Annotated in this window: 12 protein-coding genes; 1 reads left to right on the top strand and 11 read right to left on the bottom strand. The window is 69.0% G+C overall.

Annotation, left to right across the window (positions count from 1 at the left end):
• Positions 1-72 precede the first annotated feature (72 nt).
• The 6 genes from ABZ260_RS38760 to ABZ260_RS38735 form a co-directional block, all read right to left on the bottom strand.
• The gene (locus tag ABZ260_RS38760) at positions 73-735 is read right to left on the bottom strand and encodes a DUF3159 domain-containing protein (protein ID WP_355627433.1); all 663 of its coding nucleotides are present in this window, start codon (positions 733-735) and stop codon (positions 73-75) included.
• A 33-nt stretch (positions 736-768) separates the two neighbouring features.
• Positions 769-1,161 (bottom strand): OB-fold nucleic acid binding domain-containing protein, encoded by a 393-nt coding sequence (locus ABZ260_RS38755; protein WP_030914810.1) that lies wholly within the window; start codon positions 1,159-1,161, stop codon positions 769-771.
• A gap of 49 nt (positions 1,162-1,210) precedes the next feature.
• Positions 1,211-1,885 carry a DUF3710 domain-containing protein gene (locus tag ABZ260_RS38750; RefSeq protein WP_355627430.1) on the bottom strand — a complete coding sequence of 225 codons (675 nt, stop codon included), beginning with the start codon at positions 1,883-1,885 and terminating at the stop codon, positions 1,211-1,213.
• Positions 1,886-2,024: 139 nt separating this feature from the next.
• Positions 2,025-2,468: a dUTP diphosphatase gene (gene dut, locus ABZ260_RS38745; protein WP_355627428.1), complete on the bottom strand. Its 444-nt coding sequence runs from the start codon at positions 2,466-2,468 to the stop codon at positions 2,025-2,027.
• Positions 2,465-3,019 (bottom strand): PaaI family thioesterase, encoded by a 555-nt coding sequence (locus ABZ260_RS38740; protein ID WP_350917433.1) that lies wholly within the window; start codon positions 3,017-3,019, stop codon positions 2,465-2,467. Before ABZ260_RS38740 ends, dut begins: the two co-directional genes overlap by 4 nt.
• A gap of 11 nt (positions 3,020-3,030) precedes the next feature.
• Complete coding sequence (locus ABZ260_RS38735) at positions 3,031-4,179, bottom strand: AI-2E family transporter (protein ID WP_355627425.1); 1,149 nt, start codon at positions 4,177-4,179, stop codon at positions 3,031-3,033.
• Positions 4,180-4,683: 504 nt separating this feature from the next.
• Between ABZ260_RS38735 and ABZ260_RS38730 the strand changes: the two genes are divergently transcribed.
• Complete coding sequence (locus ABZ260_RS38730; protein ID WP_350917439.1) at positions 4,684-4,980, top strand: DUF4235 domain-containing protein; 297 nt, start codon at positions 4,684-4,686, stop codon at positions 4,978-4,980.
• A 66-nt stretch (positions 4,981-5,046) separates the two neighbouring features.
• Here the strand turns inward: ABZ260_RS38730 and ABZ260_RS38725 are convergent, their stop codons facing one another.
• The 5 genes from ABZ260_RS38725 to ABZ260_RS38705 all read right to left on the bottom strand — a co-directional run.
• On the bottom strand, positions 5,047-6,423 hold the full coding sequence (locus ABZ260_RS38725) for a trehalose-6-phosphate synthase (protein ID WP_355627422.1): 1,377 nt from the start codon (positions 6,421-6,423) through the stop codon (positions 5,047-5,049).
• Between the two features lie 55 nt (positions 6,424-6,478).
• The gene (locus tag ABZ260_RS38720; RefSeq protein WP_355627419.1) at positions 6,479-7,285 is read right to left on the bottom strand and encodes a hypothetical protein; all 807 of its coding nucleotides are present in this window, start codon (positions 7,283-7,285) and stop codon (positions 6,479-6,481) included.
• 83 nt (positions 7,286-7,368) lie between these two features.
• A complete protein-coding gene (locus tag ABZ260_RS38715) occupies positions 7,369-7,668 on the bottom strand; it encodes a DUF4193 domain-containing protein (RefSeq protein ID WP_030914836.1) in 300 nt (99 codons plus the stop codon).
• 272 nt (positions 7,669-7,940) lie between these two features.
• The gene (locus ABZ260_RS38710) at positions 7,941-9,338 is read right to left on the bottom strand and encodes a HAMP domain-containing sensor histidine kinase (RefSeq protein ID WP_355627416.1); all 1,398 of its coding nucleotides are present in this window, start codon (positions 9,336-9,338) and stop codon (positions 7,941-7,943) included.
• Positions 9,335-9,631: winged helix-turn-helix domain-containing protein (locus ABZ260_RS38705; RefSeq protein WP_355627413.1), on the bottom strand; the 297-nt coding region annotated here is incomplete at its 5' end. The genes ABZ260_RS38710 and ABZ260_RS38705, both read right to left, overlap by 4 nt.

The following is a 9,631-nucleotide window of genomic DNA, read 5'->3' as shown; positions in this document are numbered from 1 at the left end:
GTCCGAAGCCCGATCACCGGTCAGCGGCGTCCCTGCGGGGCCGGGAGCGGCGGAGCGGGGCGGACCTGCCGCTCAGGAGGCCGCGGGCCGCACCGGGGTCCGGCCACGGGCCAGGAGCCACACCATGGCGGCGAGCGCCGCGACCTGGAGCGGCCAGCCCATCGCGATCTTGAGAATGCCCAGCTCGGCGACCGCGTCGTCCCTGCCGATCAGGTAGACGGGGAGCTGCACCGCCACCCGGACCACGCACGGGATCATCAGCAGCCAGGTGAGCCTGGTGCACAGCCTCACCACGGCCGGATCCGCGCGCCACGCGGTCGGGTCACCGGTGACGGACCCGATGAGGAACCCCACCACCGGCCATCGGGTGACGATGGACAGCAGCATCACCACGGAGTAGCCGGCGTTGTAGAGGATGCCGGGCAGGAAGACGTCCTCCGCCTGGCCGGTGCGGGAGGCGAAGAACGCGCCGATGCCGATGCCGATCAGGCTGTTGATCACGAACTGCGGCGTCGAGCGCTGCACCAGCCGCACGACGAGCAGCAGCACCGCGGCCGAGATACTGACGATCAGGGAGCGCTTCAGGTCGGAGGTGGCGATCCACATGCCGGTGAAGGCGATGGTGGGCACGGCGGCCTCGATGACGCCCCGCACCCCGCCGAACGCCTTGGCAAGCTGGCTGCGGATCGCGGCCTCGACCGTGTCGTGCGCGGCGGTCTCGCCGGTGGTGGTCATCTTCTCGCTCACCGTTCCGTGGTCATCGATCGCTCACGCACCGCCTGCCGGGCGCAGCTCGTATCTGGGGTTGAACATGACTTTTCGCCCATCCTGGATGCTGACCAGCCCTTCGGCCAGCACCAGACGGCCAGGCTCGATGCCCGCGATCTTCCTGCGGCCCAGCCAGATCAGATCGATCACATCGGAACCGTCGTACAGCTCCGCCTCCAGCGCGGGAGCGCCCCCGCGAGGGCGCAGCGTCACCGTCCGCAGAGTACCGCTCACGCAGAAGCGTCGGCGCCCGCCACACGAGACGATGGGCGTGGCGCCTTGGCGGTCGAGGTCCTGCTGAAGCTCGTCGGCCTCCAGCTCGGCCTGGCCTGCGGTCAGTCGGCGAAAGAAGCCTCGCAGACCGCTCTGTTTATGCGGTTCCTGAGAACCCACGGACCTCTCCTTCACGTACGAGTCGAATCAGCGTACGCGATCCGGCCTCTCAGCGGATCTCCGCGATCTCCGGCCCCCGGTCGAACGGGTTGAGGTCGAGCCCCTCGCCCCCTGCGGCCTGCTGCTCCACGGCCTGCCTGGCCTCGGGTGGCAACCGGAGCTCGATCGCCTCCTTGGGGGCCATCGGCTCGTCGCCGCGTACCACGACTATGTCCCGGACGACACCCTCCAGCGTCTCGGCCACCTCGGCGTCCTGCGCGGCGCGCCCGCTGATCACCGCACGCAGGAACCAGCGCGGCCCGTCCACCCCGATGTAGCGGACCGGCTGCTCGACGCCCTCGGCGGGGATTCTGGCGGCCAGCTCGACGCCGAACGCGCCCTCCCGCTCCTCGGCGGTGCCTCCGGCGCTCTTCACCCCCTCGACCAGCTCGGCCCTGACCTCGTCCCAGATCCCGCTCCGCTTGGGCGCCGCGAAGGCGTGCACCTGCAGAGCGCTCTCGTTGAACAGGACCACCGCACCGACGATCTGGTCACCGGCCAGGTTGAGCTGGACCTCGAAACCGGGGCCGACCGGCAGGCGCATGCCTCCGAGGTCGACCCGCTCCCGCTCGGGGTAGGGCTCGTCGGCGTCCCACGGGCCCGACTCCCGCGCCGGGACCTGCGGGGCCTCGTCCACTGCGGCCTTGGCGGCCGGGGACTCCTCACGACGGTGACGTCGGAACATTTTCCTCACGCTCCTTGAAGTTTCGCTGGTAACTCATCCCCCGCCGGATACGGCGGCGGGTGGCCTCCGGGGCCGAAGGTGCGCCCAGGTTCCGGATCATCGTCCGCCACCTCCTTCACCTCGTCGGACTCACTCCCTGTCAGCGGCCCGTGGACCCGAACCCGTCCGCGCCTCGCGCCGATCCGGACAACCGGTCCACCTCGAAGAACGCCGCCCTCTCCACCTTCTGGATCACCAGCTGCGCGATCCGGTCCCCCCTGCGCAACCGCACGGTGTCCTTGGTGTCGGTGTTGAGCAGCGTCACTCTGATCTCGCCCCGGTATCCCGCGTCCACGGTGCCGGGCGCGTTGACGAGCGTCACGCCGTACTTGGCGGCCAGGCCCGAGCGCGGGTGGACGAACGCGGCATACCCATCAGGCAGGGCGATCGCCAGCCCGGTGCCGACCACGGCCCGCTCTCCGGGGAGGAGTTCGACGTCCTCGGCGGCGCGCAGGTCGGCGCCCGCGTCGCCCGGGTGGGCGTACGACGGCGGCGGCAGGTCGACGTCGAGCCGGTGGATCGGCACCTCGACGGTATGGGTCACGGGTTCACCTCGTACTCGTGATGCTCGTCAATGATCGCCTGGGCGTCACCGTGCTCGGCGAAGTGCTCCATGCCCACCTCGATGAAGAGCGCTGCGGCCCGTACGGCGACCGGGCCGTCCGGGGAACCGATACGGCCCTCAGCCTCAAGGTACGCCTTCCTGCCCGACATGCCGTTGCACCAGGCGCGCATATGCAGGACGGTACCGACCGGAACCGGGGCGAGATAGTCGGTCTCCAGCCTCGCGGTGACGTAGGGGCGCTGGAAGAGCCAGACCAGCATGCCGATGACCTCGTCCATCGCCGTGGCGAGCACGCCGCCGTGCGCCAGGCCCGGCGCACCCTGGTGTGCCGTTCCCACGGTGAACGTGGCGATCACCGTGATCCCGTCGGGGGTGACGGCGGTCAGCCGCAGGCCGGTCGGGTGGTCCTCACCGCAGCCGAAACAGCGGCTGTAGTGGGAACCGAGGGCGGCGCCGGGGGCGGGCCCGCCGGGGAGTGGCCGTGGCAGGACGGCATCTGGCGGAGGGGTGGTCAAGGTGGAACGAGTCACGGGGCAGAACGTTACTCCCTGGGCTGCGGTGATTCCTCATCCACCGGCTTTCCCGCCTCCGCCGCAGGCCCCGTCCCGCCCGCCTTGGGCCCCGCCCCGCCCGCCTCGCCGGGATCGGGATGCGGCGAGGCCGGTGGCAGGGCGAGCGGTTCGTCACTGCTGAGCTCGGGCAGCGCCCGGTAGATCACGGCGGCCACCGGCACCGCCACCGCGGCCCCGGCGATACCCGCCAGGATGCCGCCCACGGCCAGCACCAGGATGATCGCCAGTGGGTGGAAGTGGAGCACCCTGCCGACGATCAGCGGCTGGAGCACGTGGTTCTCCAGCTGCTGCTCCACGATCAGGATGCCGATGAAGATCAGAGCGTAGATCGGCCCCTTGGCGCCGAGGGTGACCAGGGTGGCCACGGCGCCGGCGAAGAAGATGCCGACGATGGGGATGAAGCTGGCCAGGAAGATCAGTACCGCGAGCGCCGCCCAGAGCGGCACCCCCATCCCGGCGAGCACGATGCCCATGACCACGCCGTGCACGGCGGCCACCGCGACCGTGCCCTGCACGTAGTGCGAGAGCGTCACCCAGGCGGTCCGCCCGGCCCTGTCGACGCGCGGCGCGACCTCGCCGAACCCCTTCAGGAACCACGACCAGATCCGGTCGCCGTCCTTGAGCATGAAGAAGGTCACGAACAGCAGCAGCACGATGGAGGCCAGCACCTCCAGCGCCACCGTGGCGCCGGTGAGGACCGTCTGGGTGATCTCGTTGCGCTGGTTGGTCATCTGCTTGCCGATCTCGTCGACCCAGCTGCTGATCTGGGTCGGTTGCAGATGCAGGGGCCCGGTGTAGAGCCAGTTCTCGACGTCCTTGGCCGTCTGGCGCACCTGGTCGACGAGGCCGGGGAACTCCTCGTTGGCACGCGCCCCGATGATCCAGCCGGTGCCGCCGAGCACGGCGAGCGCGATGATCATGGTGACCCAGGTGGCGTAGATGGGCCGCATGCCCATCGCGCGAAGCCGCCTGGTGATCGGGAACAGCAGCGCGGTCAGCAGGAGCGCGATGGCCACCGGCAGCATCACGATGCGCAACGTCGCGATGAACTGGGCGAAGTAGAAGACGGCCCAGCCGATGATGATCAGGCAGAGGCTCCACATCGCGAGACGCAGCAACGTACGAGGTACCAGGTTCGTCAGGCGCTCCCGATCTGATATCACACCTTCCAGACTGTCACGCCGGGAAGGAAAACGCGCGAGGGTTGCCGCTCTGACACGAGGAGGAGCGGCCCGGCCACCCGGCCGGGCCACCCGGCGTGCTGTCGGGGATCGGCGCCCGCCCGGTCAGGGGCCGGCGCTCACCCGGCTGGATTCAGCGCTCACCCGGCGGGCGGGAGATCACCCTGTCCTCGAGGTAGCAGCTGCAGTTGCCACATCCTGGCGGCATGCCTGTCCTCCCCTCACCTGTCCTGCCTCGACCGTACGGCAGGATCCCCCGACGGAAAGGACAGATTCGCGTGCGCGCCGTCTCCTCGCTCTCCTGGCGGCCGGAGCGTACGGCTTCCAGGCCGCCCCGGCATGGGCACGGTCACCGTTCTGTCATGCCTCGCCATGGCTTCACGCGATATGGCGCTCGGGGAGACTAGTGTTCTTGATGCGGACAGAAAACGGGAGGACCACATGGCCGACAAGAGCGAGAAGCAGGACATGGCGTGGCGAGCCATCGGTGGCCTGCTCGGCCTCGTCACCGCCTGGAGCGCCAAGAAGGTCATCGGGTTCGCCTGGGAGAAGAGCACCGGTAAGAAGCCGCCCGCCGACAGCGAGTCGCCGGACATCAGCCTCGGCGAGGCGATCGGCTACGCCGTGGTGATGGGGGTCGGCATGCAGGTGGCGCAGATCGTGGTCGCCCGCAGCGCCAAGAAGCGCTACGACGCGTGGAAATCCCTGAAGGGGGCGGCCAAGGACGCCACCGGCTGACGGCCGGCGAACGCCGCGGACCCGCCCCCGGACCCGCCGGGGGCGGCGAAAGAGCCTGGCGACGGGTCAGGACGACTCGAGCGAGGTGAGAAACTCCCTCGCCCAGCGGTCCACGTCATAGGTGGACACCCTCCGGCGCAGTGAGCGCATCCGGCGCGACAGGTCGTGCGGGGTCGCCCGCATCGCGGTCAGCATGATCCGCTTGAGGCCGTCGACGTCGTAGGGATTGACCATGAACGCCTGACGCAGTTCGTCGGCCGCCCCGGCGAACTCGCTGAGCACCAGCGCGCCGCGCAGGTCGTTGCGGCAGGCGACGTACTCCTTGGCGACCAGGTTCATCCCGTCACGCAACGGTGTGACCATCATCACATCCGCCGCGAGATAGAGCGCGGCGAGCTCGTCGCGGCCGTACGACTGGTGCAGGTACTGCACGGGCTGCTGCCCGAGCTCTCCCTGCTCGCCGTTGATCCGCCCGACCTGGAGCTCGATCGAGTCGCGCAGCCGCATGTACTCCTCGACCCGCTCCCGGCTCGGCGTGGCGATCTGCACGAACGCCGCCTCGCCCGGTTTGATCGTTTTCTCCGCGAGCAGTTCCCCGAACGCCTTCAGGCGCTGGCCGATGCCCTTGGTGTAGTCGAGCCTGTCGACGCCGAGCAGTATGCACTCGGGGTCGCCCAGCTCCCTGCGGATCTCCCTGGCCCTGGAGATGATGTGCGGCTCGCGGACCAGCGAGTCGAGCTCGCCGAAGTCGACGGAGATGGGGAAGGCCCCGGCGCGCACCACCCGGCCGTCCACGTAGATCTCGTGCTTGTGGTGCTGGAGGCCGAGCAGGTGGCGGCAGAGCCGGATGAAGTTGGACGCGCCACCGGGACGCTGGAAGCCGACCATGTCCGCGCCGAGCAGTCCCTCCAGGATCTCGCGCCGCCACGGGAGCTGGACGAACAGCTCTATCGGCGGGAAGGGGATGTGCAGGAAGAAACCGATGCGCAGGTCGGGGCGGAGCTTGCGCAACATGGCCGGGACCAGCTGGAGCTGGTAGTCCTGGATCCACACGACCGCGTTCTCTGCGGCCTCCTCGGCGGCGGCCTGGGCGAAGCGCTCGTTGACCACGCGGTAGGAGTCCCAGGTGACACGCGAGTAGATGGGGGTGGCGACCACGTCGTGGTAAAGGGGCCAGAGTGTGGCGTTGGAGAAACCCTCGTAGTAGAGCTCGACCTCGTGCTCGGACAGCGGGACGGGGACGAGCTGCATGCCGTCGTGCTCGAAGGGTTCGAGCTGTTCGCCGGGGGCCCCGTGCCAGCCGATCCAGGCCCCTTCCCTGCCCTGCAGGACCGGGGCGATCGCGGTGACGAGGCCGCCGGGGCTGCGCCGCCACATATCCTCCCCCACCCGGTCGACGGGGAGACGATTGGCGACGATCACAAACGTACTGCGGCCCGGCACAAATTCCTCCAGGTAGTCGGGGGCTTACTGAATTAACTACCCGTTTGAGGAGTTTCTATGGCTTTCCAGGTGGAAGGGCACGATGAACCCTCAGATCACTCCGTACCAGCTCGCCGAGCTTCTTCGTGGCGGCGCGGTTGAGGACCCCTCCCGCCACGGCGCCGGTAAGGAAGGGACCCAAGGTGGTGAGGTGACGCCCGAGAGTGCGCATCAGCCTGTTGCGCAGGGCGGTCCTGGTCGCGGTGCCGAGCGCGACGGTCATCGTTCCCGGGGACATGGGGTCGACACCGCGCTGTCTGGACCAGGCCGCCGCGAAGGCCATGGCCCGCTGGGAACCGTTGCCGGGCACCTGCATGCCGTACACCTCATGGAGCTCGGCGATGAGCTTGACCTCGATCGCGGCGACGACGAGGGTCTCGGCCACGAGCTGGGCGGGAGCGGAGAGCAGAAGGGGTGGGGCGGCGAACTCGGCCGCGGCGACGGCCCCGCCGATGGCTCCGACCGTCATGGTGGCCTTGGCCGCGGTGCGCACCAGGTCGTCGGCCAGCGCCTCGGCGGTGAGACCGTGGTGGTGCTCGGAGAGGGTGTGCAGGTCCCGGATGGGAATGCGGGGCGCCACGGCCATGAACATGTCGGTCAGCCAGCGGCCCCGGCCCGCCCCCGCCTCCTTGGCCTTCTGCGCCCTCCGGGTCAGTGCTTTCGTGAGGCGGCCGAGCAGCTTTCGCCGCTCGGCCCCATCCATGTCACCCGGCTCCGCGAGCCGGCCGACGATCTCAGCCACTTCCCGATCAGGCGCGCCGTCCGACTCCTCGGCAGTGGAGTCGTCCGGCGCCGCATCGGTCCGCCTGTTCTCTGACGTCATGTCTCGGAACCTCCTCAAGGCTGTCCTGGGCCCCTATCCCATGGCTGGAAGAGCACACCCCGAACAGGCCATCGGAATTATCGTCAAGCCGCGCATTCCCGGCATATCTGCTGACCGTTCTTCTCAACGGCGAGCTGACTGCGGTGGTGCACCAAGAAGCAGCGCGCGCAGGTGAACTCGTCGGCCTGACGAGGAATCACCCGGAGCGAGAGCTCCTCGTTTGACAGGTCCGCGCCCGGCAGTTCGAGCGACTCGGCGAGATCCGTCTCGTCGATGTCGATGCTGCCCGAGGACTTGTCGGTACGGCGGGCCTGCAGTTCCTGAAGACTGTCCTCACTGAGGTCGTCGTCGGTCTTGCGTGGGCTGTCGTAATCGGTAGCCATCGGTCTGCTCCATCCCCCTCATCTATCTGTGTGCGCTCACTCGCGCGTGTGTAACGTTCGAGAGGCACGACTTGTGCCCGATCTGCCGACGAGATTCCTGCTTCGGTACCCTGCCGGAATGGTCACTGAACCTCCCTACACGTGAGGGACGTACTGCCAATGGCCACGGTTAGCCAAATATGGCGTAAACCACAGCATCGGCGGCATGCACCACCGTGTTCGACGGCACATCCAACCACATGTACGGCGTGAACGAGACGCCCCCCGCCGGATCAGCGCGCCTGAAGTCGCACGGTGACCACCAGACCTCCTCCGTCCCTGGGGATGGCGGTCACGTTGCCCCCGTGAGCCCGCACCACCGCGCGGACGATGGAAAGCCCGAGCCCCGCGCCCTTGTCGGAGTCGACCCGGTCGGCGTTGAGCCGCCGGAACGGCTCGAAAAGACTGTTCACCTCGTACGCGGGGACATGCGGCCCCGTGTTGGCCACCTGAACAACCAGCGCCCCCTCCACCATTCCCGTCCTGACCCACAGGCGTCCGGACTCGGGGAGGTTGTGCTTGATGGCGTTCTCCACCAGGTTGGCCACGCAGCGCTCCAGGAGCACCGGATCGCCGACGGTCTCGGCACCGCGGAGCTCGGTGATCACGGTGACCCCGGCCTCCGCGGCCCGCGTGGTGAGCTGGTCGACGGCCGTCTCGGCCACGTCCTTCATGTCCACCGGCTTGCGCACGCTCAGCTCGCGCTCGCTCCGCGCCAGCAGCAGCAGTCCCTCGATCAGGCGTTCGTTGCGGGCGTTGACCTCCAGGAGGGTGCGGCCCAGCGCCTTGAGATCGCCCGACGCCTCCGGGTCGCCCAGCGCGATCTCCAGGACCGTCCGGTTGATCGTCAGCGGGGTGCGGAGCTCGTGCGAGGCGTTGGCCACGAATCTTCGCTGTGTGTCGAAGGCCACATTGAGCCGGGTGAGCATCTCGTCGAAGGTGTCGGCCAGTTCCTTCAGCTCGTCGTCGGGCCCCTTGAGGTCGATCCGCTCGTGGGCGAGCGTGGAGCCCGACAGCTTGCGGGCCGTGGCGGTCATCTGCTGGATCGGCTTGAGCGCCCGGTCGGCGACGATGTAGCCGATGATGACCGCCAGGATGCCGACCCCCAGCAGAGCCAGCAGCGAGCGGGCCAGCATCTCCCGCTGCGCCCCGGAGATCGCGGCGTGCTGCTGCCAGTACCATTCCTGCTTGATGTTGGCCGCCCCCTCCGGTCCCACGAGCTGCTTCAGCTCGTCGAACGGGAAGGGAGGCCACGCCGCGTAGAGCGCCCAGCCCACCATCAGGTAGATCACGGCCATCAGCAGTGCACCGGCCATGAAGAACAGCGTGGCGTAGGTGATGGTCAGCCGCCACCTGATGCTGAGCCGATCCACGATCACCCGCAGCCGGTCCAGCGGAGTCTGCGGGACCGGAGCGGCGCCCATCGGGGGCGGCCCGTCCCACGCGGGCGGACCGGTCGGCGGCGGGGGCTGCTCGCCCTTGCCCGGGGGGTCTGACCCGAGCTGCTCGCTCTTCCAGGCGCCCCGCTCGGAGTGCGGGCTGATCATCGGGTGGGTCGGCACGGACCCCCGGTCCTCGTCCGCAGGGACGAACGTCGGACGGTCCTCTCCCCCGCCTGCCGGAGCGCTCACAACCTGTACCCGACCCCTGGCACCGTCTCGATCACCTGGGGCTCGCCCAGTTTCTTTCTCAGCGTCATCATGGTGACGCGCACCACGTTGGTGAACGGATCGATGTTCTCGTCCCACGCCTTGTCCAGCAGGTCCTCCTGACTGACGACCGCGCCCTCGGCGCGCATCAGCTCCTCCAGGACCGCGAACTCCTTCTTGGTGAGCGCGATCTCCGCGCCGTCCCTGGTCACCAGCCGCTTGCCCGGATCCAGGCGGACCCCCGCCCGCTCCAGCACCGGCGGCAGCGCCGGGGC

The organism is Streptosporangium sp. NPDC006013, from assembly GCF_040614275.1.
In the GTDB taxonomy this organism is placed as follows: Bacteria; Actinomycetota; Actinomycetes; order Streptosporangiales; family Streptosporangiaceae; genus Streptosporangium.
This window is presented reverse-complemented; position numbering and strand designations above follow the sequence as displayed.